Source organism: Kribbella caucasensis (assembly GCF_004361855.1).
Taxonomy (GTDB): Bacteria; Actinomycetota; Actinomycetes; order Propionibacteriales; family Kribbellaceae; genus Kribbella; species Kribbella caucasensis.
In genome coordinates this window covers 264,661-288,297 of record NZ_SNWQ01000007.1, presented here as the reverse complement: position 1 = coordinate 288,297, position 23,637 = coordinate 264,661, and the positions used below count along the sequence as shown (strand labels likewise).

Genomic DNA, 23,637 nt, shown 5'->3' with positions numbered 1-23,637 from the left:
GGTGAGCATTTCTGAGCCGACCGTCAGGTCCCAGGTGAGGCGGATCGCCCTGCCCGCCGTGCTGTCGGTCGTCACGATTGTCGGCGCACTCGGGGCGTCGGGAGGGCAACCGGAGCGCCGGGACGCGGACTGGTTCATGATCGCGCTGATCCTGGTCTCGACGGTGTCGCTCTACTGGCTCCGGCAGCGGCCGGTCCCGGTGCTGTGGGCAACGACCGTGGCGACGCTCATCTACATGCTGATGCAGTATGCCTACGGCCCGGTGATCTTCGCTTTCGTGATCGCGGTGTTCTACACGATCCGGATCGGGTTTCGGCTGACCGGATGGGTGGCGCTCGCGGGCCTGTACGGCGGGCACGTGCTCGGCCGGCTCATTCTCGGGATCAACGAGGACGGTGTTTACCAGATCCTGCTGGTCGGTACCTTCTTCGTCGTACTCGGTTTCATCGCTGAGCTCTTCCGCGGTCAACGGGAGCGGATCGCGGCCGCGAACAAGACGAGGCGCGAGGCGGAGCTCCGGCGGGCCGGCGAGGAACGGCTGCGGATCGCTCAGGAGTTGCACGACGTCGTGGCGCACCACATCTCCCTGATCAACGTGCAGGCGTCGACCGCGTTGCACCTGGTCGACCGGCAGCCGGAGCAGGCCGGGCCGGCGTTGTCGGCGATCAAGGACGCGAGCAAGGAGGCGCTGGTCGAGCTGCGGTCGATTGTGGGGATCCTGCGGCAGACGGACGAGTCCGCGCCGCGGCAGCCGGTCGCCGGGCTCGAACGGCTGGATCACCTGATCACCCGTACGTCGCGGGCCGGGCTGGAGGTGCACACGATCGTGCACGGGGATCCGCGACCGCTGCCGACCGGGCTGGATCGGGCCGCGTTCCGGATCATCCAGGAGTCGCTGACCAACGTCGTACGGCATGCGCAGGCGACGGCGGCGACCGTGCGGATCCAGTACGGCGAGGACTCGCTCGTGCTCCAGGTGGACGACGACGGCAGCTCATTGACGGGAGCGCCGCGCGAGGGCAACGGCATCATCGGCATGCGCGAACGAGCCACTGCCCTCGGCGGGACGCTCACCACCACACGCACGCCGGCCGGGGGCTTGCGGATCCTCGCGCAGCTACCGCTGGTGCCGCTCGGGTCAGGGGAGGCGGACGTGGGAGGGGGTTAGTTCGGCGACGTTGGAGACGCCCAGGAGGGCCATGGTGCGGCGGATTTCCTTGGTGAGGATTTCGGCGGATCGGGCGACGCCTCGCTGCCCGCCGGCCATCAGGCCGTAGAGGTAGGCGCGGCCGACCAGGCAGGCGTCCGCGCCCAGGGCGATGGCCGCGACGATGTCCGCGCCGCTCATGATGCCGGTGTCCAGGTAGATCTCCGCGTCCGTGCCGATCTCCTTGCGGACATCCGCGAGGATGCGAAGGGGTGTGGGGGCGCGGTCGAGCTGGCGGCCGCCGTGGTTGGAGAGAACGATCGCGTCAGCGCCGGCGTCGACCACGCGGCGGGCGTCGTCGACGGTCTGGATGCCCTTGACGATCAGCGGGCCGCTCCAGATCGAGCGGAGCCAGTTGAGGTCGTCGATCGTCATGGTGGGGTCGAAGAGCTTGTCGAGGAGCTCGGCGACCGTACCGTCCCAGGTGGACAGGGAGGCGAACGTCAGCGGCCGGGTGGTGAGCAGGTTCGTCCACCAGGCCGGGTGGAGGGAGGCGTCGAGGACGGTCTTGGCGGTCAGCGACGGCGGGATGGTGAAGCCGTTGCGTACGTCGCGGAGGCGGGCGCCGGCGACCGGGACGTCGACGGTCAGCATCAGGGCCTCGTACCCCGCGGCGGCGGAGCGCTTGACCAGGTCCTCGCCTGCGTCGCGGTCCTTCCAGACATACAGCTGGAACCACTTGCGGGCGTCCGGGGCGGCCGCTGCCACGTCCTCGATCGAGGTGGTACCCATCGTGGAGAGCGCGTACGGGATGCCGAGCTGCTGGGCGACCTGGACGACCGCGCTCTCGCCCTCGTGGTTCATCATCCGGGTGAAGCCGGTGGGCGCGAACGCGAACGGGAGCTCGGAGCGGCGGCCAAGGATGTCCGTGCCCAGGTCGAGGTCGGAGACGTCGCGGAGGATGGACGGCTGGAGCTCCATCTCGGCGAACAGCTGGCGCGCCCGGCGCAGGCTGATCTCGGACTCGGCGGCGCCGTCGGTGTAGTCGAAGACCGAGCGCGGCGTACGGCGTTTGGCGATCGCGCGGAGGTCGGCGATGGTGAGCGCCTGCTCGAGCCGGCGGTCGGTCGGGTTCCAGGTCACCGGCTTGGGCCGCAACAGGGGCTTCAGCTCGGACCAGCGCGGCAGCTGACGATCGGTCATCGGGGCTTCCTCAGGCGGCACGGGGTGTGGTCGGACCACAGCATAGCCTGTGGTCCGACCACACAGCTAGACTCCCGGCTGTGAAGAGCCTCGTACTGCGAACGCGCGGCGCGCGCTGGGCTGCTGTGGGTTGGCGGCTGGTGGAGGGCTGCGGGCTGATGGGGATGGCGGGGATGGGCTGGCGGCTGGTGGAAGGCTGTGGGCCGGTGGGGGTGGGTGGGCGGTGAAGAACTATGAGTTGGTGTTGAGTTGGGTTGAGGCGGATCTCGCTGCCGGGCGGTTGCGGCTGGGTGGGCGGTTGCCTGGTGAGCGGGTGCTGGCGGAGCAGCTTGGGATCAGTCGGCCGTCGGTGCGGGAGGCGGTTCGGGTGCTGGAGGCGCTCGGGGTGGTGCGGACGGCGACGGGGTCTGGGCCGGAGGCTGGTGCGGTGATCGTCGCTGAGCCGGCGTCGCCGTTGACGGCGTTGTTGCGGTTGCATCTGGCAACCAATCACCTGCCGATGGGTGACATCGTGCAGACCCGCGTGCTGCTCGAGTCGTGGGCCGCCCGGCAGGCGGCCGAGCTGTTTGCCGTGGAAGGCGCCGCAGATCGAAAGCAGGGCGCGGGTGGGGCCTCGGGCGTGGGTGCGGGCTCGGGTTTGGGTGGGGTGGGGTTGTTGGGGGTGGCGGAGGGGTTGTTGGGGCGGATGGAGGATCCGGGGCTTTCGCCGGAGGAGTTTCATCTGCTGGATGCGGAGTTTCATGTGGCGTTGTCGGGGGTCGCCGGGAATGTGTTGATCGCGGCGGTGATGGCGTCGCTTCGGTCGGCGATTCATGGGTACGTGATGGCGGCGGTGCCGAATCTGTCGGACTGGGATGCGACCGTGGTGGGGTTGCGGGCGGAGCATCAGGCGATCCTGGCCGCGGTACGGGCGGGAGAGGCGGACCGGGCTGCTCGGTTGGTTACCGATCACATCCAGGGGTTCTATCGGGCCGCTCGGCTTGCCTCGCCCGATTGACAGCGCCTCGCCCGATTGGGTGCGGGTCAGCAGCGGGCAGAAGCGGGGAGTGCTGTGCGGCGGAGGCCGAGGATCAAGGTGGCGCCGACGATCAGGTGGAGAGACGCCAGGCCGATTCGGGCACCTGCGCCGATGCCGCTGAAGAGCGGGCTGCCGAGGGACGTGATGCACGTGATGATGGCCAGTACGGTCCAGATCTTGCGGGCGTTGATGGTTCGGCGTTCGAGGATGGCGAGGAGGGCCCAGCCGGCGAACGCCATCGCGGCGGAGGCGAAGAAGATCGAGCCGGCACCGACCTCGATGGTCGAGCCCTGCTGAGCCTTGAGGTCGACGCCGGCCAGTGGCACGAGGATCGCCCACAGGGCAAGGGCTGCGGCGACCGTCACACCGACGACGGCCAGCCGGCTACGGCCGGGGACGCGGATGGGCTGCTGGTCGGTGGTGTGTTGCGCGATGGTCATTGGTTTGCCTCCGAGACGATAAGGGGGTGGGCGGCGTCGAGCGTGGCTGATCAGCGCTGCTCGAGGCATCCGTCGCAAGGCTGCGCCGGCCCGGCCGGAAGTCGGTTCGGGATCGACTTTGGTCGGTGGTGGCGGACGCCGGGCCCGGCCTAGTGTCGGCGGCATGAGAGTGAGCGGTGTGAGACCGAACTGCGGCGCGGCTGCCTGGTGGGTGTCGGCGGCATGAGAGTGATCTGCCTGCCGACGTCCAGGCCGGTGCTGGCGGACGTCATCGCCTTGAGCGTGGTCGGCACGCTGTCCGCGCTCACGATCGTCGGCCGGCAACAGTCCGGCGAAGGCTTGGGGTCGCTCGCCCTCGATATCCCGGTCGGCGTGGCTGCCGTTGGGCTGATTCTGGCGCTGAAGCGGTGGCCGGTTCAGGCGGCGCTTGCTCAGGCCGTGCTCGCCGCGTTCTCCCCGGCGGCAACTCCGCCGACGAACATCGGCACGCTGACCGTTGCCCATCGTCGTCCCCTGCGGGTCGCTGCGCTTGTGGCGCTCGCTGGGGTTGTGGCTCATCTGGTGCAGTGGATCTGGTGGCCGATCGAAGGGCTGCCGCTGCGGTGGTTCTTTGTCATCGACGTTGCGGTGCATGCTGCCCTGCTGGGCTGGGGTCAGTGGAACCAGGCTCGGCAGGCGTTGCTCGATTCCCTCCGAGAACGCGCCCTCCGCGCCGAGACCGAGCAAGGCCGTCGGGTCGCCGAAGCCCGGTCGCTGGAGCGGACCAAGATGGCTCGCGAGATGCACGATGTCCTCGCGCATCGCTTGTCGCTGCTCGCCACCTACGCCGGGGCGCTCGAGTACCGGCCGGACTCCTCCCCCGAGAAACTCGCGCAAGCGGCCGGCGTGATCCGGACCGGCGTTCATCAGGCACTCGACGAACTGCGGGAGGTGATCAGCGTGCTCCGCGACGGCGAGGTCGAAGGACCCGGCGGCAAACCGCAGCCGACGTTCGCGGATCTGACCGCACTCGTCGAGGAGTCGCGCGGTGCCGGCACCCGGATCCGGTACGACGCGACGGTCAGCGCGGCAGAATCGTTGCCCCCAGCAACCGGGCGGACGGCGTACCGGGTGGTGCAGGAAGGGCTCACCAACGCACGCAAGCATGCGGCGGGATTCCCGGTGACGGTGATGGTGAAGGGGCGGCCGGGTGAAGGGCTGGAGATCGAGCTCACGAATGCGAGTGGCAACGGGGTGCCGCTGACGCCGGGGAGCGGTACGGGACTGGTCGGGCTGACCGAACGCGTGCAGCTTGCGGGCGGGACACTCGATCACGGCAAGGCGGCTGGCGGTGGGTTCCGGCTGCACGCCTCGCTACCGTGGCCGGCATGAGCAAAGCGGGCGGCGTGAGCGAGGCGAGTCGCACGAGAGAAGTGGGCGGCATGAGCGACGGGGCGTTGTAAGCGAGGAGAGCGGGGCCGAGAGTATCCGGGTCCTGGTGGTTGATGACGACGCACTCGTCCGGGCGAGCCTGGAGATGATGCTCGACGGCGCCAACGGGATCTCGGTGGTCGGTCAGGCCGCCGATGGTGACGAGGTGCCGGCCGCGGTCGACGCGCACTTCCCGGATCTGGTGCTGATGGATCTGCGGATGCCGCGGGTGGACGGGATCGTGGCGACGCGGCGACTGCGGGCCCGGAAGAATCCGCCGGACGTGGTGGTCCTGACCACGTTCGACACGGACGAGAACGTGTTGCACGCGCTCCGGGCCGGGGCGAGTGGGTTCCTGCTGAAGGACACGCCGCCGGCGCAAATCGTCGAGGCGGTCCGGCGGGTCGCGGCCGGGGACCCGATTCTCTCGCCCGCGATCACGCGCCGGTTGATGGATCGGGCCGCAACGCAGGCGGATGCGCACACCCACGCTCAATCCGCCCTGTCCAGGTTGAGTCCGCGCGAGTACGACGTGATGCTCGCGGTCGCGCAGGGCAAGGCCAACGCGGAGATCGCGGCCGAGCTGTTCATGAGCGTCGCCACCGTGAAGGCGCACATTTCGCACATCCTCACCAAGCTCGGCCTCGGCAACCGCACCCAGATCGCCCTGCTCGCCCACGACGCGGGTCTCGCCTGAGCACAATCGCGAACATTTCGACAGGGCGTACTCGCCTACTACCCCCCATTCACCGCTCCGGTCAGGCGGCGGGCGGGCCGGTAGAAGCGACTACCTCATGTCGAAATGTTCGGCGGGGTGGCCGCACGATGGCTTAGCGTGGGCGCATGATCCGGGTGCTGCTGGCCGATGACCAGGCGTTGGTGCGGGCGGGATTCCGCTCGCTGCTGAACGCCGAGGACGACATCACCGTGATCGGTGAGGTGGCGGACGGGGCGGAGGCGGTCAAGGTCGCCCGGGCGGAGAAGCCCGACGTGGTGCTGATGGACATCCGCATGCCCGGTACCGACGGGCTGGAGGCGACCCGCGAGATCGGTGCCGACGAGACGCTTGCCGATGTGCACGTGGTGATCCTGACGACGTTCGACCTGGACGAGTACGTGTTCGAGGCGCTCCGGGTCGGCGCGAGCGGGTTCCTGGTCAAGGACACCGAGCCGGTCGAGCTCCTGCAGGCCGTACGAGTCGTGGCCCGGGGGGACGCACTACTCTCCCCCGGGGTGACGCGGCGGTTGGTCGCCGAGTTCGCGACCCGGAGCCGGCAACCGCATGCGAGCACAGAGCTCGATGTGCTGACCGAGCGGGAGAAGGAGATCGTCGCGCTGGTCGGCGAAGGGCTGTCCAACGACGAGATCGCCGAGCGGCTCGTACTCAGTCCGGCGACCGCGAAGACCCACGTCAGCCGCGCGATGGTGAAGCTCGCCGTCCGCGACCGCGCCCAACTAGTCGTCGTCGCGTACCAGACCGGCCTGGTCCGCCCAGGCTGGCTCGGCTGAAGCCGGGCTGGCTCGGCTGAAGTACGGCGGGTCCGCGGGTTCTACTCCCCCAGCGGTAGGTGCGGTCACTCCCCTGAGCCGACGCGCGGAACAGGGCATCACCGGCACTGTCGGAGTATGACGAAGACAGTGGAACCGTTGGTGCGGGTCACCGGACTGACGAAGCGCTACGGCGACACCCTCGCGGTCGACGGCGTCGATCTGATGGTCCGGCCTGGTGAGGTCTACGGCTTCCTCGGCCCGAACGGCGCCGGGAAGACGACGACGCTGCGGATCCTGACCGGGCTGATCAGTCCGACCAGCGGGACCGTACGCGTCCTGGGCGGTTCGCCGGGGCAGGCCCAAGTACTGGCCCGGACGGGCTCGATGATCGAGTCCCCCGCCTTCTACCCCTACCTGTCCGGCCTGGACAACCTGCGCCTGCTGGCCGAGTACGCCGGCGTCGCGCGCGCCAAGATCGACGAAGTCCTCGAGCTCGTCGATCTCGCCGACCGCGCGAAGGACCGCTTCTCGACGTACTCGTTGGGCATGAAACAACGCCTCGGGGTGGCGGCCGCGCTGCTCAAGGATCCCGAGCTGGTCATTCTCGACGAGCCGACCAACGGGCTAGACCCGGCCGGGATGCGGGACATGCGCCGGCTGATCCGCGAGCTCGGTTCGGGCGGCCGCACCGTGCTGCTGTCCAGCCACCTGCTCGGCGAGGTCCAACAGATCTGCGACCGGGTCGGCATCATCAGCGCCGGCCGGATGGTCGCCGAGCACGACGTCGAGGAACTCCGGAACGAGCAGGAACTGGTGATCCGCGCAAGGCCGCTGGAGAGTGCCCACTCTGTACTCCGCCGCGTGCTGGGCGGCGACGCCGTCCGCCTGTACGACGACACGCTCCGCGCGACCGTCGGACCGAATCGCGCGGCCGAAGTGAATCGCCTGCTGGTCGAAGCCGGGATCGCCGTGTCCGAGCTGCGGAGTACTGAACGAGCGCTGGAGGACGTGTTCTTCGAGCTGACCACGGAGGAGAAGGCTCATGCTGGGTAGTTACCGGGCCGAGTTGCTCAAGCTGCGCAAGCGCGGAGCCGTCTGGGTGTTGTTCGCCGCCGGACTCGTGCTCAGTCTGATCTTCGGCTACCTGTTGCCGTACCTCGGCTACGCGACCGGCGAGGAGAACCAGCAGACCAGCGGCATCCCGCGGTCCGAGGTGTTGCGCGGGCTGCTGCCCGAGCGGGTGATGGACAACACGATCGGCGGGTACCCCGTGTTCGCGGGCGCGCTCGCGTTGGTGCTGGGCGCGATCGTGGTCGGCGGCGAGTACACCTGGGGCACCTTGAAGACGATCCTCAGCCAACGGCCGGGTCGCGGCACGGTCCTGGTCGGGCAGCTGCTCGGGCTGCTCACGATGATCGCGCTCTGGGTGGTCGGGATGTTCGCCGCCTGCGCCCTGTGCAGTATCGGGATCGCGGCGGTGGAGAACGGGTCGATGAACTGGCCCGGTCCGCTCGACCTGCTGACGGGGTTCGCCGGAGGCTGGCTGGTGTTGTCGGTGTGGTGTCTGGCCGGCGCCGTCCTGGCTGTTGCCTTCCGCAACGTTGCATTGCCGATCGGGTTGGGTGTCGTGTGGATCCTCGGTGTCGAGGCGTTGTTCGCCGGGGTGGTGACCAGTCTCCTGCCGGACCTGGAGTTCCTGGCTGACGCGATGCCGGGCGCGAACGCCGGTGCGCTCGTGTTCGCGGTGACCGGGATGACCGCGACCGACGCGCCACCCGGGGTCCGGGACGCGGTGAGCGGGGATCGCGCTCTCTGGACGTTGCTCGCGTACGCCGCGGTGTTCGTCGTCCTGGCCCTCGTCACGACCCGCCGCCGCGACATCGCATGATGGTCAGAGGCGGCGGCCGGCGTGGGCCAGGGCTAGTTCGCAGAACATCGCGTTGGCCCAGGAGAACCATTCGCGGGTGAAGACGGTCGGATCTTCGACGTGGAAGGACTCGTGCATCTGCCCGGTCCCGCCGGTGGTGTCGCGCAACAGCTCCAGCAGGCGCTGGCGTTCGTCGGCCGAGGTGCTCGTGAGGCCCTGCACCGCCAACGCGATCGGCCACACCTGATCCGGCGGAGTGTGCGGGCTCCCGATCCCCGCGGCATGCGAACCGCTATAGAAATAAGGGTTCTCCGGGCTGAGCAACAACTGCCGAGTCGCCAGGTACGTCGGGTCGTCGGCCGGCGCGTACCCGGTCATCGGCAGGGAGAGCAGACTCGGCATGTTCGCGTCATCCATCAGCAACGACGCCCCCAAGCCGTCCACCTCGTACGCATAAACCCGCCCGTGGACCGGGTGATCAACGATCCCGTACGCCGCGATGCCGTCGTCGATCCCCGCCTTCAACTCCTTCGCCCGGTCCGCGAGCCCCGCGTCGCCGAGTACCTCGGTAGCGATCGCCTCGAGATAGCCGAGCACCACCGACGCGAACATGTTGCCAGGCACGTTGAACCCGTGCTCGGTCGCGTCGTCGCTCGGCCGGAAGGCGCTCCACGACATTCCCGTCGGCCGGGTCAACCGCCCTCGCCCTTCCCGGACCAACGTGTCGGTCGCCGCCTCATCGTGCCGCTGGAACCGGTACTGCGACCGCTCCTCGTGGTCGAGCTCGACCGTCCAGAGATCCAGGATCGCGCCGACCGCAGTACGGAACCGGTCGTCGATCACGTCGGCCCGGCCGGTGATCCGCCAGAGCCGGTAGGCCAGCTCGATCGGGTAGCAGAGCGAGTCGATCTCGTATTTGCGCTCCCACACCCACGGCGACATCTCGGTCTCGTCGGTGGTGTGGCCGGCGCCGTTCGCCTCTTTGTTGAAGGCATTCGCGTACGGGTCGATCGCGACGTACTCCAACTGCCGATGCAGTACGCCGATCAACACGTCCTGCAGCGCCGGGTCGTCGGCACACAGCACCAGGTACGGACGCAGCTGGGCAGCCGAGTCGCGCAACCACATGGCCGGGATGTCGCCGGTCAGCACGAAGGTGGTCCCGTCGGGCAGCCGCTCGGCCACCGAGCGGAGGTTCTCGGCCATCGACCGCTCGAACAGTTCCGCGATCGCCGGGTCGCCGGTGGCGCGCCGGACGTCTTCGGTTGCGCGGGCGAGCACGTCGGGGTCGATCATCACGACATCACCTTCCAGGTACCTAGTGCCCCGACGCGGGGCACTAACTGAGCAGTTCCGGGCAGCAGCACGGACGGGTTGGGCGAGAACGTGTGGTCGAGCACCAGGCTGGCCGCGCCGACCGCACCGACATCCGCACCGAGCGAGGTCCCGGCGATCTGGAGCGGATGCACCGAGCGCACCAGGAAGCGCTCTGCCGGCGCAGCCCGGATCGGCTCGTCGAAGAACGGCGCGAGCCGGTCCCAGAGCGGACCACCGAAGACCACGCGGTCCAGGTCGAGCAGGTTCGCGATGTCCTCGACCACCTTGGCGATCCGCTCCGCCAACGCGGTCAGGATCTCCCGCGCGACTCCGGGTCCCTGGCCGGCCGCCGTACAGAGTGCGCTGAAGGCGGCGTCGACGGCGTGCCGGTCGTCCAGGTCGATGCCTTGGGCAAGCACTCCGGCCTGGACGGCCTGCTGGACCAGGTAGCGCGGCCGGCTCGTCTCGCCGACGCAACCACTCCGGCCGCAGTAGCAGAGCGGGCCGTCCGGGTCGGCGATCACGTGGCCGATCTCGCCTACATTGCTGGTCGAACCGCGGACCACCTCGTCGCCGATGACCAGGCCGGCGCCGACCCCGGTACCGAGGTAGAAGAAGACGAAACTGCCCCGGCCGTTCGGTCCGCCGGCCCACTTCTCCGCGGACGCGGCGGCGGTGACGTCCTTGTCCAGCAGCACCGGCAGACCGGTTCGATCGCGCAGCGCGTCGCGGAGCGGGACCAGGTGCCAGGCGGCAAGGTTGGGCGGGTCGACGACCACGCCGCGCTCGACGTCGATCGGGCCCGGTGCGGCGATCCCGACGCCGACGACCCGCTCCCGGGGTACGTCCGCTTCGGCGATGAGGTCCTCGATCGTCCTCGCGATCCCGTCGATCAGGACGCCAGGATCGTCCGCGGCCGGGGTCTCGGTCCGGCGTCGCGCGACCACTTGGCCGGTGAGGTCGAGCACGACCACGGTGACGACGGACGGGTCGAGGTGCACGCCCACGGCGTACTGGCCGGTGGGTTCGAGCTCGAGCAGGGTACGTGGCTTGCCGAGTCCGCCGCCCTTCTGCCGACCGGCCTCGCGGACCAGGCCGGCGTCGAGCAGCCGGCGGGTGATGTTCGAGATCGCCTGCCCGGACAGGCCGGTCGCGGCGGCCAGCTCGACCCGGCTCAGCCGTTCCTCGGCCCGGCGGATCGCGGCCAGCACGACCGTGTCGTTGAACTCGCCGACGCGGTCCAGATTGGTCCCCCTGCGCACCACAGCCGGTGGCTGCTCCGTGCTCACCACTCCCCCTGCCTGCCCTTCACTGCGCTGCACTCCGAGGTCGCATCAGTCTGCGGCCGGATCCGCGCCCCAGGGCTGTGACCAGTCGTAGCCGACGACACCACCGCTGGTCTGCCACCGCCGTGGTGTGGTGTTGACCAGCCAGTCCAGCGGTTCGATCCCGGTGGCGTCACCACCACTGAGCGCCAACCGTATACCGTCGCTCAGATCGCGGTCCGTCTGCTCGGTCCGGGCGGCCGGATCGACGGAGACGAACAACGCCGTGCCCGACCGGGCGACCAGATCGAGGAACTGACGATTCAGCTCCCACGGCGTCTGCGGCGTACAGGGAACGCAGTCGGCGTCCACGGTGAAGAAACGGTTGTGCTGAGGCAGCCGGAAGGCCAGTGAGTTGACGCCCATCTTCCGGGTCCGCTCCCAGTCCCGGCCGGAGGTGTCGTCGCCGGTCCGCTGCACGTCGACCAACCCGGCCGCGAGGTGCCCGACCGTGTTGCAGCCGATCAGTACGACGTCCGGCACGGCCGCCCGGATCTCGCGGTAGAAGTCGAGCACGATCTCGGCCGACGTCCGGGTGGCGTCGTGGAACTGCAAACCGGGGCTGGTCATCGCCGCCCCCATCCCGAGTCCCCACCGATCGAACAGGTCGAACGTGCTGAAGTCGTGCTTCACCAGTTCGAACCCCCAATCACTGAACCGCCGCAGATCCGCGCGGACCAGGTCGAGGACCTCCGGGTACGTCGGGTCGAGGGCGCGACCAGATCCGTCGGCGCGACCCGGGCGAGCCCACGGACCGTTCTCCCTTGAGAGCAATGGGCGGAACCACAGACCCGGGCGAGCGCCGATCGCCTTGATCGCATCCGCAGTCCCGCCAAGGTTGTCGAAGAGGCCTGGGGTCCCGGTCTCCCAGGGTCCGCCCGAACCGTTGCCGCCCGGGTTCCAGCCGTCGTCGACGACGCTGAAGGGTTTCTCCGGATGCCCGTCGGCCAGCTCGACGATTGTGGTCGCGTCCTGGAGTACGGCCTTCTCGTCGAAGCCCTCGCCGTACGCGTAGTACCAGTTGTTCGCCCCGACCACCGGCGCGGGCTCAGATCGCGCCGGCAGTCGGGAACTCATCGCGGCGACCGCTTGGTGGAGTGTCTGCCATAGGGTGCCCGCATCGTCGAAGCGCCGAACGACCGCTGCGGTCAGCCGTCGACCGTTCAGCTGGGTCGGACCGCCGCCGTTGCGGAGGTCGATCCACAGGGTGACGCCGGACTGGTCGACGGTCCAGGCGCAGAAGGCGTTCGGTTGGACGTCGACGCCCATGCCGGTCGTCGTACCGGTCTGCCGGTTGTTGGCCAGCCAGTACCACGGGAGTAGTCGCTCGGGTTGGAGGTGCCGCCACTGGAGATCGCCGTACGAGCGCTCCCAGGCGTCACCGAGGACGAGTGCCTCGGTCGGCACCGGTTCGTCCCAGCGCAATGCGACTCTTGAGATTTCGTCCGCGCCGATGGTGATCTCGCCGGCTGACCAGGTGACCTCGACGCCGGCGGCGGTCCACGAGTTGCCGTGCGGGATGGCCGGGGTGAGGCGATCGGACGGGCTGACCTGGACGAACACCTTGTGCGGCGGCTCTGTCACGTGCGGGTTCTCCTCGGCTGATTTATTCCAGGGACTTTATTAAGTCGGCCGGAGGAGCGTCAAGGCAGTCGTTGACGTGGTGGACGCGACTGGGATAGACATGCTCGGGAAAACGCTTCCCGTCGCTTGGAGTGTGTATGAGCCGCCCGTATCGCGTCGCCATCGCCGGCACCGGAGGCATCGCCGGCGCCCACGCCGAAGCCCTTCGCGCCGCTGTCACCGGACCCTCGGCTGGGGCTGGGACCTCAGGCGGGGATGGGACCTCGGTCGGGGTTGGGACCGGCCGCGCCGAGCTTGTCGCCGCGGTGGACGTCGAGCTGGACCGGGCGAAGACGTTCGCCGAGACCTGGTCGATCCCGCTGGCCACCACCAGCCTGGCCGAGGCGCTCGACTCCGGGCAGATCGACCTGGTGCACATCTGCACGCCACCGGGGAGTCACGTCGAGCTGGCCGCGCAGGCCCTCGTGGCGGGCGCGACCGCCGTAGTGGAGAAGCCGATCGCGATCTCGCTGGCGGCGGTCGACGAACTGCTCGCCGCCGAAGCAGCCTCGTCCGGTTCGGTCGCGGTCGTCTCGCAGCACCGGTTCGGATCGGGCGCGCGACGGTTGCGCGGGATCGTCGAGTCGGGCGCGTTCGGGCGGCCGCTGATCGCGACCTGCAACACCCTCTGGTACCGGGACGCCGAGTACTTCGCGGTCCCGTGGCGCGGCTCGTTCGAGATCGAGGGCGGCGGTCCGACGATGGGGCACGGGATCCACCAGATGGACCTGCTGCTGGCGACTCTCGGGGAGTGGACCGAGGTCAGCGCGGTGGCCGCTCGCACCTCGCGGGACACGAGTACCGAGGACGTGTCGATGGCGCTGGTCCGGTTCGAGTCCGGCGTACTCGCGAGCGTGGTGAACTCGGTGGTGTCGCCGCGCCAGACCTCTTCGCTGCGGTTCGACTTCGAGAACGCGACGGTCGAGCTGGATCACCTGTACGGGTACGAGGATCAGGACTTCACCGTGACTGCCGCGCCCGGATTCGAGGACGAGATCACAGCGGCCTGGGCGAAGGGTCCGGCGGGTCAGCCGAGTAACCACCTTGCCCAGCTGACCGCAGTACTGGATGCGCTTGATTCGGGGCAGGAGCCGCCGGTGCGGCTGGCGGATGCGCGGACGACGCTGGAACTGGTCGCGGCGATCTACAAGTCGTCGTTCAGCGGGCGGCCGGTCGCGCGGGGCGGGATCGCTTCTGACGACCCCTTCGCTCAGCGGATGGACGGCACCGGGGCGCCCTGGTCTTAGGTTGTCGCGGCTCTCAGTTGCTCGACGGCCTCGATGAGTCGATCGACATCCGACTGATTCGTGTACGGCGCGAGGCCGGCCCGGACCGCGCCGGTGTCGCCGAGGCCGAGGTGGCGGGAGGGTTCGAGCGCGTAGAAGGAACCGGCGGGGGCGTTCACGCCGCGCTCGGCGAGCCCGGCCGCCACGGCGGTGGACTCCCAGCCCGCGAGCGAGAACAGCAGAGTCGGCGTACGCCGCTGCGCGTGGCCGTAGAGGGTGATGCCGTCGATCGCGGCGAGCCGGGACTCGAGGTCGGCTCTCAGGTTGTCCTCGTACTCCTCCAGCAACGCGATCGAGCTCTGCAACCGATCTCGCCGGTTGTCGCCCGTCCCGCCCAGATCGGCGAGGAAGTCAACGGCTGCGGTCGTCCCGGCCAGCAACTCGTACGGCAACGTGCCCAGCTCGAACCGCTCCGGCACCACATCGGTTGCCGGGAGCAACTTGTCCGGGCGGAGCGTCTCCAGTAGCTCGGGTGATGCCGCGAGCACCCCGCAGTGCGGCCCGAAGAACTTGTACGGCGAACACGCGTAGAAGTCGGCGATCTGGGAGTCGACGGGGGCATGCGCGGTGAGGTGCACGCCGTCGACGTACAGGAGTGCACCGGACTCGCGGACGAGTGGCGCGATCGCGTTCAGGTCGGGGCGGGTGCCGATCAGGTTGGAGGCGCCGGTCACCGCTACCAGCCGGGTCCGCTCCGAGAGCAGCGGGGTGAGGTCGTCGAGCTCGGACGTCGCGGGGTCGAAGGCAAGCCAGCGGATGGTCGCGCCGACTGCCTCGGCGGCCTGGACCCACGGGCGGACGTTCGCGTCGTGGTCGAGGCGGGTGACCACGATCTCGTCGCCTGGTCCCCAGTTCTTGGCGAGGGTGCGGGAGAAGTCGTACGTGAGTTGCGTCATGCTCCGCCCGAAGACGATGCCGCGCGGATCCGCCCCGAGCAGATCGGCCATCGCCTGCCGCGCGTCCACCACGATCCCGTCCGCCCGGCGTTCGGCCGCCGTCAGCCGGCCACGGTTCGCCATCGCCGACACCATCGTCCGCGCCACCGCATCCGCCACCACTTGCGGCGTCTGCGACCCACCCGGCCCGTCGAAGTGCGCCGCCCCCTCTGCCAACGCCGGAAACCCCTTACGGACAGCATCAACCTCAAAAACACCCATGACGCCATCCTCCCCCGCCCGCGCGTACCCCCACCACCCGCTGTCCACCACGACGTACCCCCACCACTCACCAACCACGCGCCGCCCGCCTCCCCCACGCTCAACGACCTCCCCCACACCCCCGTCCAGCGGAGTTAGTGAGTGGTGGGGATCCGCTCCGCCCGTCGGTGCGGACGCCCAGCACTCCACAATCGGCCGTCCGGGCGGATGGTCACGCTCGGGGCGGGCGGCTGGGGCGCGCTTTGATGGGCTGGCGGTCCGCACCCGTGCACCCCGGTGGGTCTGGAAACGGGTAAAGGTGGGACCGGAAGCGGGCAAAGATGTGGGAAGTGTCGGTGGGGTGATGCAGGATGTCAGGAGTGAGCATAGTTACGACTCCTGACAGGGCGCCGGTGCGGGCCTGGCTTCCCACGATGATGGCTTTGGCCGCGATCTGGGGCTGCAGTTTTCTGTTCATCTCGGTCGGCGTGCGCGAGCTGCATCCGCTGTATCTGGCCCTCGGCCGGGTGATCTGCGGGTCGGTCGCGTTGCTGGTGATCCTGGCGATCAAGCGGGAGTCGTTGCCGCGGGAGCCGCGGATCTGGGCGCATACGTTCGTCCTGGGCGCGATCGGATCCGCGATCCCGTGGACCCTGTTCGGGTACGGCGAACAGCGGGTGCCGTCGCTCCTGGCCGGGATCTGGAACGGGATCACCCCGCTGGTCGTGTTGCCGGTGGCGGTGCTGGTGTTCCGGACCGAGAAGTTCACCGTCCAGCGGGTGCTCGGGCTGCTGGTCGGGTTCGCCGGGATGATGGTGGTGCTGGGCGCGTGGAACCTGGAGGGCGGCGCGGATCTGGTCGGCCAGGTGCTCTGTATGACGGCGGCGGTGTTCTACGGGATCGCGGTGCCGTACCAGAAGCGGTTCGTGGCCGGCAGCAAACTCTCCGGGACGGCCCTGTCGGCGAGTCTGTTGCTCTGCGCCACCATCCAGTTGGCCGTGGTCGCGCCGATCGTCACCGGTGGGCTGCCGCCGGCGCCGTGGTCATTGTCACCCGAGGTGATCGGCAGTGTGGTTGCCCTGGGCGCCCTCGGCAGCGGGATCGCGTTCGTGCTCAGCCTGCGCAACATCCGGTTGATCGGCGCCAGCATGTCGTCGATGGTCACCTACCTGATGCCGATCTTCGCGATCATCGTCGGCGTACTGGTGCTCGACGAACACCTGACCTGGTACCAGCCGGTCGGCGCCCTGGTCGTCCTGTGCGGCGTCGCCGTGTCCCAAGGAGTACTGCGCGCTGGGGCCATCAAGCGCAAGGCCCGAGTCGAGCCGAGCGCCGCCCCGGTGCCGTGATCGACCAGTGCCCCGCAAGCGCCAAAGGACATCCGACGCGGGGCACTAGGCCCTGATCAGACGTCTCTGGTTGGGGAGTGCCGCGACGACCACGGCGAGCAGCGCGAGCAGTGTGCCCGTGACGACCGGCCAGGTGACTCCCTGGTCGGTCGCGGGCAGGAACAGGTCGACGAACAGGCTCCCGATCAACTGACCGGCGATCGTCCCCAGCCCGAGGACGAACACACCAACCACTCGAACCACTGAGGCCGCCAGGCTGATGAACGCGACGCCGCACGCACCCCCGACGTACAGCCAGGGCTCTGTTGGTAGTGGGTGAGGCGCTCCACGCAGTACGAGGTCGATCAGGAAGACGACCGTCAGGGCCGCGGAGCCGACCAGGAAGTTGACCACGGCGGCCGCGACGGCTCCGTACGCGTCCGGTGAGGCGGTGCGCGCCACGCGACCGTTGATGGCTTGCTGCACGGCCGAACCAACACCGGCCAGGGCAGGCAGTACGGCGAGCAGCAGGCCGGCCGGATGGTTCAACCGGTCGGACACGGCCAGTACGACGGCCGCCACGGCTATCACCGCACCCACCACCCGCGTGGGCGTGTACGCCTGGGGCCCGGCGGGTCCGAAGCCCAGCCGGTCCACCACCAAGCTGCTGACGGCCTGTCCCGCAACGCCCGCGACGATGAACACCGCGACCCCGATCACCCCGACCGTGATCGACTGTGTCGCGACCATGAACGCTCCGGCGACACCACCGGCGCACTGCCACCAGCGGAGCAACCCCTGCTCGCCAGGCTGACGAGTAGCCCCGGACGGCGTACGGATGGTCCCCCACACCCGGCCGAGGGCAGCGCGGACCCGGGAGCTCAGAGCGGCGATGACCAGCAGGATCAGCAGGCCGGACCAGAACGAGATCAGCGCGGCGGCGATGCCGTCGCCGAGACGGGTGGCGAGGTCGCCGTTCACCCTGGACTGGACCGCGACGAGGGTGCCGATCCCGAAGGCGGCGATCAGGCCGACAAGCCGATGGTGCTTGGTAGAACGCGTTGGTGGAGGGACGGACGGAGAGACGGGGCGGGAGGCGGTCGTCGTCACGCCCCATCATCACCGTCAACCGCTACACACCTGACACCGGGTCCACACTGCGATCAGGCTCACAGCGCGATCAGGTACGCCGGATCAGCGCCAGGTACATCGCGTCCGTGCCGTGCACATGCGGCCACAGCTGCACATCCGGGCCCGCCCCCAGCGACGGCACCCCTGGGAACAACTCGCGCGCGTCCTCCAGTACCGCGTCTCCACGGCTCGCGAGCACGGCGTCGACCACCTCATGCGTCTCGTGCGGATGCGGCGAGCATGTCACGTACGCGACCACTCCGCCCGGCCGGACCGACGTGATCGCCGATTCGAGCAACGACTCCTGCAGCGGCCGCAGTTCCTTGATGTCCGCCGGAGTACGCCGCCAGCGCGCCTCCGGCCGACGGCGCAAGGCACCCAGTCCGCTGCACGGCACATCCGCCAGCACCCGGTCGTACCACCCGGCCGGCCAGGTCGGCTTCGTCCCGTCCCCCACGAGCACCTGGTGCTCACCGGGCACCGCGCGCAGGTTGGAGCGAACCAGCTCGGCCCGGTGCTTAAGCGGCTCCACCGCCGTCAGCTTGCCGTCCCGCTCATTGACCAGCGCGGCCAGCAGCGCCGACTTGCCACCAGGCCCCGCGCACAGGTCGAGCCACTTGGTGTCATTGCCGTCGAGCGGAGCCGTCGCCAACGCCGTCGCGACCAGCTGTGACCCCTCGTCCTGGACACCTGCCCGCCCTGTGGCGACCGCTGCGATCCGCCCGGGATCACCTCCGCCCTGCAGGACAGCGCCGTACTGCGACCAGCGGGTACGCGTGGCTCCGGCGGCGACGAGCTCGTCCACCTCGGCGAGCCCCGGTCGCGCCACCAACGTCACCCGAGGCGGCTCGTTGTCGGCGTCAAGCAGTGCCTCCAACTCGTTTGAGTCGGACGCGAGGGCGTTGGCGAAGGCGTCGATGACCCAACGGGGATGGGACTTGGCGATGGCGAGGTAGCCGGGCAGGTCTTCGTCGGGATGAGGGGCGACCGCGGTGATCCACTGGTCCAGGGATCGCTGGCTGATCTTGCGGAGTACGGCGTTGACGAGACCGGACCGGCTCTGGCCGACCGCGGACCGGGTGAGCGTCACCATCTCGCTGACCGCGGCGTACGAGTCGACTCGCATCCGCAGCAACTGGTGTGTGCCGAGGCGGAGGAGGTCGAGGAGTTCCGGATCGAGGTCGGCCAGCGGACGGGACACGCTGCGCGCGAGGAACGCGTCGTACGTGCCCTGCCAGCGGAGGGTTCCGTGCACGAGTTCGGTGGCGAACGCGGCGTCGCGACCGCCGAGGCGCTGGTCGCGGAGCGCCTTGTTCAGGGCCAGGTTCGCGTAGCCGTCGTCGCCGTTGACCTGGCGGATCACCTGGTACGCGAGCCGGCGGACCGGATCGGGGCGGCGTTGCGGGGCGCGGTTGCGGGGATTCCGGTCGCTCATTCGCGCACTCACCTGGGGCCTAGGCCGCGACTGCAGGAAACCATCAGACACGACCTAACCGGTCGCCGTCGGTGAGGCGCACGCCGCGGGCCCAGTCGGCCGCGGGCATCGGCTTCTTGCCCTGCGGCTGGACCGTGACGAAGTCGATCGGTTTGCTGCCGGTGCCGACGGTGACGCGCGACTTGGTGGCCCGGATCTCGCCGGGCTTGAGCTCCTCAGCGCCCTCACCACTCTCGCGGCCCTCGGCGCCCTCGCGACCCTCGTGGCCCTCGCCGACCGTGGCGCCGCCGGCGTTCAGTTCGACGGCGAGCACCTTCAGCCGTTCGCCGCGGAACGTCGTCCACGCGCCCGGCGCCGGGTTGCAGCCGCGGACCAGCCGATCGACGCGTTGCGCCGGTGTGCGCAGGTCGAGTTCGGCGTCCTCGACGGTGAGCTTCGGCGCGAACGTCACGCCGTCCTCGGGCTGCTCCCGAGCCTCCAGGACGCCGGCTTCGACGCCGTCCAGGGTGTCGGCCAGCAACTTCGCACCGGACCGCGCGAGCCGGGTCAGGAGATCGCCCGAGGTGTCCTTCGGGCCGATCGGCTCAGTCAGTACGCCGTACACGGGGCCGGCGTCGAGCGCCTTGACGATGCGGAACGTGCTCGCACCGGTCACGTCGTCGCCGGCGATGATCGCGTGCTGAACCGGGGCGGCCCCACGCCAGGCGGGGAGCACGGAGAAGTGCAGGTTGATCCAGCCGTGCGGCGGAATGTCGAGCGCGGCCTGCGGCAGCAACCCGCCGTACGCGACCACCGGGCAACTGTCCGGCGCGATCTCCCGCAGCCGGGCCAGGAACTCCGGGTCGCTCGGCTTGACCGGTTTGAGCACTTCGATGCCCAGCTTTTCGGCGTACTCGGCGACCGGCGACGCGACCAGTCTGCGGCCGCGGCCGGCCGGAGCGTCCGGACGGGTGACGACGGCAACCACTTCGTGGCTGCTGGCAACGATCGCCTCGAGTGCGATGACGGCGACCTCGGGGGTGCCGGCGAAGACGAGTCTCACAGGCCGAATCCGTTCATCGGGTGGGGCGAGACCTTGACCTTCGGTGGACCGGACAGGCCGGACCACTCCGCCTCCCGGATCGCCTTCATCGCGGCCTTCCGGGTCTCGGTGTCGAGCCGGTCGACGAACAGTACGCCGTCCAGGTGGTCGGTCTCGTGCTGGATGCACCGGGACAGCAGGTCGGAGCCCTCGATCACCACGGGATCGCCGTACATGTTGAAGCCCTTGGCGATCACGTGTTCGGCCCGGCGGCAGTCGAAGGTGAGACCGGGGATCGACAGGCAGCCCTCGGGGCCGAACTGGTCCTCGGCGGACAGCGTGAGCTCGGGATTCACCAGATGGCCGAGCTCGCCGTCGACGAAATACGTGAACACGCGCAGACCGACCCCGATCTGTGGCGCTGCAAGACCATGGCCGGGCGCCGCCTGCATCGTGTCGGCGAGGTCGGCGACGAGGCGCCGGAGCTCCGCGTCGAAGTCGACGACCGGCTCGGCCTTCGCGGTCAGGATGGGATCACCGAACAGACGGATGGGTTGGACCGGCACACAGACTCCACACACTCGAAGCAGGACCTGACAAGTCTAGGGCCCTCTCCCGCTGAAGCTTGTCAGCACGTACTGTGGTCACAGGCGTACCTACAGTCACATCAGTCACACGCCCAACGGGAGACACCATGGCCACAGCGACACGGGGGGCCGCCGCCGCATTGGTTCTGCTGGGTGCTCTGCTCGCGCAGACGCCCCTGGCCGCCGCTTATGAAATGCCTGAACCGTCTGATCCGTCCCCACCCGCAGCACCGCCGGCCACCACGCCGGTCACCACGCCGCCAACAGCGCCGCCGACTTGGCCGACAACCGGGTCGACAACCGCACCGCCAACGGGGCCGACCATCCTGCCTACGCCCGCACCGACCGGTGATCCGGTGCCGGAGCCGCCCGCCGCGCGGAGCTGGAGCGAGGTGGTCAAGCAGGTGACCGAGACCTCGCCGGACGATGCGGTGCTCCGCGCCTCCGCCTCCGCCGCCGACCAGGCGACCCAGGTGATGCGCTGCTTCAAGCTCGAGGACGAGAACTACTGCCTCGGCCTCGGCTTCGTCGACCAACTGCCGACCGGCGCCCAGCTGAGCGAAGCCGTCAGTACGCCGGACGCAAGCGACCCGGCAACCTCCCCGAGAACCGCGACCGAGCCCGCCACGATGGAGCCCGCGACAGTTGAGCCCGCCGTGGTGGAGCCGGTCGCGACGGGAGCACTGAGCCCGGCCGAGTTCGTGGCCGAGCGGACCGCACTGCCGGAGAGCGCCCGGGTAACCGCCGAACTCGAGGAGATGCAGTCCGCCTGGGACGGCCGCGACAAGGCCCGAGCCCTCCGCCTCCTAGATGCCGACCGCAACCCGCCAAGCACCCCTCAACCCGGCACGCCCGAGTCGACCGCAACACCTATGCCGACCGGAACACCTACTCCGACGGGGACCCCCACGCCGACTCCGACCGGCACGCCAACGCCGACCGCGCCCCCGACCGGCACTCCGACTGCCACCCCGACCAAGCCTTCGCCGCCGCCGGTGGAGACACCAACTCCGGTCAAGCCGCTGCCGGTGTCGAACTACATCATGAAGGGCTACCAGACCTCGCAGGAGAAGGGATATTGGTGCGGCCCGGCCACGTTCCAGTCGATCGACTGGGCCGACGACAACCAGCGGGACACCCAGGCGTCGTGGGCCAAGGACCTCGGCACCACCTCCTCCGGGACGGGGATCTCGGCGATGGTGCAGCAGACCAACCTGAAGACCAAGTGGGACATCGCGGCCGGCACCTACATCGTCCAGAACGTCGGCCACTGGACCCCGCAGAAGTTCTTCGACGTACACCAGAACCACCTCGGCGACGGCGCCCCAGCACCGGTGATCGAGCACGTCCAGCTGCTCAAGCGATACTTCCCGTACCTCGCGTTCAACCACAGCGGGCACTACCAGGTCGGCCGCGGCTACGACCGGAACACCGGCACGATCGGGATCTTCGAGGTGTTTGACGAACGCCGGTTCAACAGCCGCGGCAACGTCACCGACGGCCCGAAGAACATCCCCGCCTCGGCACTGTTCAACGCCACTCTCGCCAACCAGTTCAAGAACATCGGCCTCTGACCGAATGTGCCGTCCCCACCCAGCCCTGATCCCACTGGCCATCCTCGCCCTGCTCACCACGGCCTGCTCGGGATCACCAGAAAGCTCCCCCGGTACATCGGGCGCGTCCGGTTCCCCGGGCGGGTCCGTCACGCCGGGCGGGTCCGATTCCCCGGGCCTATCCAGTACGCCGGGCGGGTCCGTTTCCCCGGGCCTATCCAGTACGCCGGGTGCGCCGAACACGTCCGGTACGCCGACCTCATCCCCAGCGAGCCCCACCGGTACACCAACCTGGACGAGGATCCTCCGCCAACCGGTCGACGGCCAGCACATCGTCACCCAGCAGCGGAAGTATCTGGTCACGAGGGCGAGCGATGACGCCGGCACCACCACCGTGACCGACCGCGCCAGCCACCAGGTCGTCGTACGGCATGCTCCCGCCGCCGGATTCGTCGCCCAGTCGCCCGTGGTGATCGACGACCGGTGGGCGCTGATCGAGGAGATCCGGTCCGACGGCTCGAGCCCAGAGATCCGCGCGTACCGCTACGACCTGACCACCGGCAAGAGGACGGACCTGGCCAAGCAGAAAGGGCTTCCCCGGATCTCCGAACCCGAGATCGGCGCGTACAACGGGATCTTCGCCTACAGCAGCACAGACAGCCGGAGCCGCTCCTGCCTCGTGGTCGCCGCCCTCGACTCGCTGACCGCGCGCACCGTGACGTGCGTGCCGGATCCCGGGTACGTCGCCGATCCGGTGGTGTCGGGCGATTCGGTCACGTTCAGCGAGATCACCGCGCCGCAGACACCCCAACGATGCAAGCGCCTACTGACCGCCTCCCTGTCCGCCGGACCCGCCCGGCCGATCCCGGCGACCCGGACCTGCATCCAGTGGAGCGGCGCTTCCTTGCGTGGAGCAACAATCTGGTCAGAGGTCGGCGCGACGGACCCCGACCAGTACCAAAGCCGCGCCTACCTCCGCGAGTCCACAGACGCCCCGGCCCAATCTCTGGGCCCGATCATCACCGACACGATCGTCGCCTGCGGCAACTGGATCCACTGGGAATCCCGCACCACAACGAACGGCGCCGAGTCCTACCAAGTCCTCCGCTGGCAACCCACCCTCTCCGGGCCGCAACCCATCTACACCTCCCCACCCAACACCGCCATCACTGCTCCCGTCTGCCAGGACCACACTCTCTTCATCGAGGCCGCCCACCTCGGCGCGACCCCGAAGTACACCGAGGCCCTCCAACTCCCAACGACTTAAGAATATCGACTTGGCGGCCGGGTTCCGCACATCATGTGGATGCCTGTGGACA

22 protein-coding genes are annotated in these 23,637 nt (G+C 69.3%); 12 read left to right on the top strand and 10 right to left on the bottom strand.

Features of this window, described 5'->3' with window-relative positions:
- Nucleotide 1 precedes the first annotated feature (1 nt).
- Complete coding sequence (locus EV643_RS16975) at nucleotides 2–1,168, top strand: sensor histidine kinase (RefSeq protein ID WP_238165627.1); 1,167 nt, start codon at nucleotides 2–4, stop codon at nucleotides 1,166–1,168.
- Here EV643_RS16975 and EV643_RS16970 read toward each other — a convergent pair.
- Entirely contained in the window at nucleotides 1,139–2,350 is a 1,212-nt protein-coding gene (locus EV643_RS16970; protein WP_133801038.1) for an alpha-hydroxy acid oxidase, read from the bottom strand. The two genes, EV643_RS16975 and EV643_RS16970, sit on opposite strands and share 30 nt — an antisense overlap.
- 80 nt (nucleotides 2,351–2,430) lie before the next feature.
- Between EV643_RS16970 and EV643_RS44155 the strand changes: the two genes are divergently transcribed.
- A complete protein-coding gene (locus tag EV643_RS44155; RefSeq protein WP_166665462.1) occupies nucleotides 2,431–2,577 on the top strand; it encodes a hypothetical protein in 147 nt (48 codons plus the stop codon).
- The gene (locus EV643_RS16965) at nucleotides 2,574–3,347 is read left to right on the top strand and encodes a FadR/GntR family transcriptional regulator (protein WP_133801037.1); all 774 of its coding nucleotides are present in this window, start codon (nucleotides 2,574–2,576) and stop codon (nucleotides 3,345–3,347) included. Before EV643_RS44155 ends, EV643_RS16965 begins: the two co-directional genes overlap by 4 nt.
- Before the next feature lie 26 nt (nucleotides 3,348–3,373).
- Here the strand turns inward: EV643_RS16965 and EV643_RS16960 are convergent, their stop codons facing one another.
- Entirely contained in the window at nucleotides 3,374–3,808 is a 435-nt protein-coding gene (locus EV643_RS16960) for a DUF6069 family protein (RefSeq protein WP_133801036.1), read from the bottom strand.
- A 222-nt stretch (nucleotides 3,809–4,030) separates the two neighbouring features.
- On the opposite strand from EV643_RS16960, the gene EV643_RS16955 reads away from it, so the two are divergent.
- The 5 genes from EV643_RS16955 to EV643_RS16935 all read left to right on the top strand — a co-directional run bounded on the left by EV643_RS16955 (nucleotide 4,031) and on the right by EV643_RS16935 (nucleotide 8,597).
- Nucleotides 4,031–5,179, top strand: coding sequence for a sensor histidine kinase (locus EV643_RS16955; RefSeq protein WP_133801035.1), 1,149 nt, complete (start codon nucleotides 4,031–4,033; stop codon nucleotides 5,177–5,179).
- Between the two features lie 106 nt (nucleotides 5,180–5,285).
- Nucleotides 5,286–5,915 carry a response regulator gene (locus EV643_RS16950; protein ID WP_305000404.1) on the top strand — a complete coding sequence of 210 codons (630 nt, stop codon included), beginning with the start codon at nucleotides 5,286–5,288 and terminating at the stop codon, nucleotides 5,913–5,915.
- A 146-nt stretch (nucleotides 5,916–6,061) separates the two neighbouring features.
- Nucleotides 6,062–6,727 carry a response regulator gene (locus EV643_RS16945; protein WP_133801034.1) on the top strand — a complete coding sequence of 222 codons (666 nt, stop codon included), beginning with the start codon at nucleotides 6,062–6,064 and terminating at the stop codon, nucleotides 6,725–6,727.
- 117 nt (nucleotides 6,728–6,844) lie between these two features.
- Nucleotides 6,845–7,762, top strand: coding sequence for an ABC transporter ATP-binding protein (locus tag EV643_RS16940; protein WP_133801033.1), 918 nt, complete (start codon nucleotides 6,845–6,847; stop codon nucleotides 7,760–7,762).
- Nucleotides 7,752–8,597, top strand: coding sequence for an ABC transporter permease subunit (locus tag EV643_RS16935; RefSeq protein WP_133801032.1), 846 nt, complete (start codon nucleotides 7,752–7,754; stop codon nucleotides 8,595–8,597). The genes EV643_RS16940 and EV643_RS16935 overlap by 11 nt, the downstream gene beginning before the upstream one ends.
- A gap of 3 nt (nucleotides 8,598–8,600) precedes the next feature.
- On the opposite strand, the gene EV643_RS16930 is transcribed toward EV643_RS16935, so the two are convergent.
- From EV643_RS16930 to EV643_RS16920, 3 genes are read right to left on the bottom strand one after another with little or no spacing between them, the layout of a single operon-like run.
- Nucleotides 8,601–9,872 carry a glycoside hydrolase family 125 protein gene (locus EV643_RS16930; RefSeq protein ID WP_133801031.1) on the bottom strand — a complete coding sequence of 424 codons (1,272 nt, stop codon included), beginning with the start codon at nucleotides 9,870–9,872 and terminating at the stop codon, nucleotides 8,601–8,603.
- Nucleotides 9,872–11,182, bottom strand: a complete 1,311-nt coding sequence (locus tag EV643_RS16925) for an ROK family transcriptional regulator (RefSeq protein ID WP_133801030.1) — start codon at nucleotides 11,180–11,182, stop codon at nucleotides 9,872–9,874. The genes EV643_RS16930 and EV643_RS16925 overlap by 1 nt, the downstream gene beginning before the upstream one ends.
- A 45-nt stretch (nucleotides 11,183–11,227) precedes the next feature.
- Nucleotides 11,228–12,802: an alpha-amylase family protein gene (locus EV643_RS16920; protein ID WP_133801029.1), complete on the bottom strand. Its 1,575-nt coding sequence runs from the start codon at nucleotides 12,800–12,802 to the stop codon at nucleotides 11,228–11,230.
- Nucleotides 12,803–12,939: 137 nt separating this feature from the next.
- On the opposite strand from EV643_RS16920, the gene EV643_RS16915 reads away from it, so the two are divergent.
- Nucleotides 12,940–14,088 carry a Gfo/Idh/MocA family protein gene (locus EV643_RS16915; protein ID WP_133801028.1) on the top strand — a complete coding sequence of 383 codons (1,149 nt, stop codon included), beginning with the start codon at nucleotides 12,940–12,942 and terminating at the stop codon, nucleotides 14,086–14,088.
- Here EV643_RS16915 and EV643_RS16910 read toward each other — a convergent pair.
- A complete protein-coding gene (locus tag EV643_RS16910) occupies nucleotides 14,085–15,284 on the bottom strand; it encodes a cysteine desulfurase-like protein (RefSeq protein ID WP_133801027.1) in 1,200 nt (399 codons plus the stop codon). The genes EV643_RS16915 and EV643_RS16910 overlap by 4 nt on opposite strands.
- Before the next feature lie 359 nt (nucleotides 15,285–15,643).
- Here EV643_RS16910 and EV643_RS16905 point away from each other — a divergent pair, with 359 nt between their 5' ends.
- A complete protein-coding gene (locus EV643_RS16905) occupies nucleotides 15,644–16,612 on the top strand; it encodes a DMT family transporter (RefSeq protein ID WP_202869581.1) in 969 nt (322 codons plus the stop codon).
- A 45-nt stretch (nucleotides 16,613–16,657) separates the two neighbouring features.
- Here EV643_RS16905 and EV643_RS16900 read toward each other — a convergent pair whose 3' ends face one another.
- The 4 genes from EV643_RS16900 to def all read right to left on the bottom strand — a co-directional run bounded on the left by EV643_RS16900 (nucleotide 16,658) and on the right by def (nucleotide 20,744).
- The gene (locus EV643_RS16900; protein ID WP_133801025.1) at nucleotides 16,658–17,701 is read right to left on the bottom strand and encodes a DMT family transporter; all 1,044 of its coding nucleotides are present in this window, start codon (nucleotides 17,699–17,701) and stop codon (nucleotides 16,658–16,660) included.
- A gap of 70 nt (nucleotides 17,702–17,771) precedes the next feature.
- Nucleotides 17,772–19,157 carry an RsmB/NOP family class I SAM-dependent RNA methyltransferase gene (locus EV643_RS16895; RefSeq protein WP_133801024.1) on the bottom strand — a complete coding sequence of 462 codons (1,386 nt, stop codon included), beginning with the start codon at nucleotides 19,155–19,157 and terminating at the stop codon, nucleotides 17,772–17,774.
- A gap of 43 nt (nucleotides 19,158–19,200) precedes the next feature.
- Nucleotides 19,201–20,199: a methionyl-tRNA formyltransferase gene (gene fmt, locus EV643_RS16890; RefSeq protein WP_133801023.1), complete on the bottom strand. Its 999-nt coding sequence runs from the start codon at nucleotides 20,197–20,199 to the stop codon at nucleotides 19,201–19,203.
- Complete coding sequence (gene def / locus EV643_RS16885) at nucleotides 20,196–20,744, bottom strand: peptide deformylase (RefSeq protein WP_133801022.1); 549 nt, start codon at nucleotides 20,742–20,744, stop codon at nucleotides 20,196–20,198. The genes fmt and def overlap by 4 nt, the downstream gene beginning before the upstream one ends.
- Before the next feature lie 128 nt (nucleotides 20,745–20,872).
- Between def and EV643_RS16880 the strand changes: the two genes are divergently transcribed.
- On the top strand, nucleotides 20,873–22,339 hold the full coding sequence (locus EV643_RS16880; RefSeq protein ID WP_133801021.1) for a C39 family peptidase: 1,467 nt from the start codon (nucleotides 20,873–20,875) through the stop codon (nucleotides 22,337–22,339).
- A gap of 4 nt (nucleotides 22,340–22,343) precedes the next feature.
- Complete coding sequence (locus tag EV643_RS16875; protein ID WP_238165626.1) at nucleotides 22,344–23,585, top strand: hypothetical protein; 1,242 nt, start codon at nucleotides 22,344–22,346, stop codon at nucleotides 23,583–23,585.
- The last annotated feature ends 52 nt before the right edge of the window (nucleotides 23,586–23,637 follow it).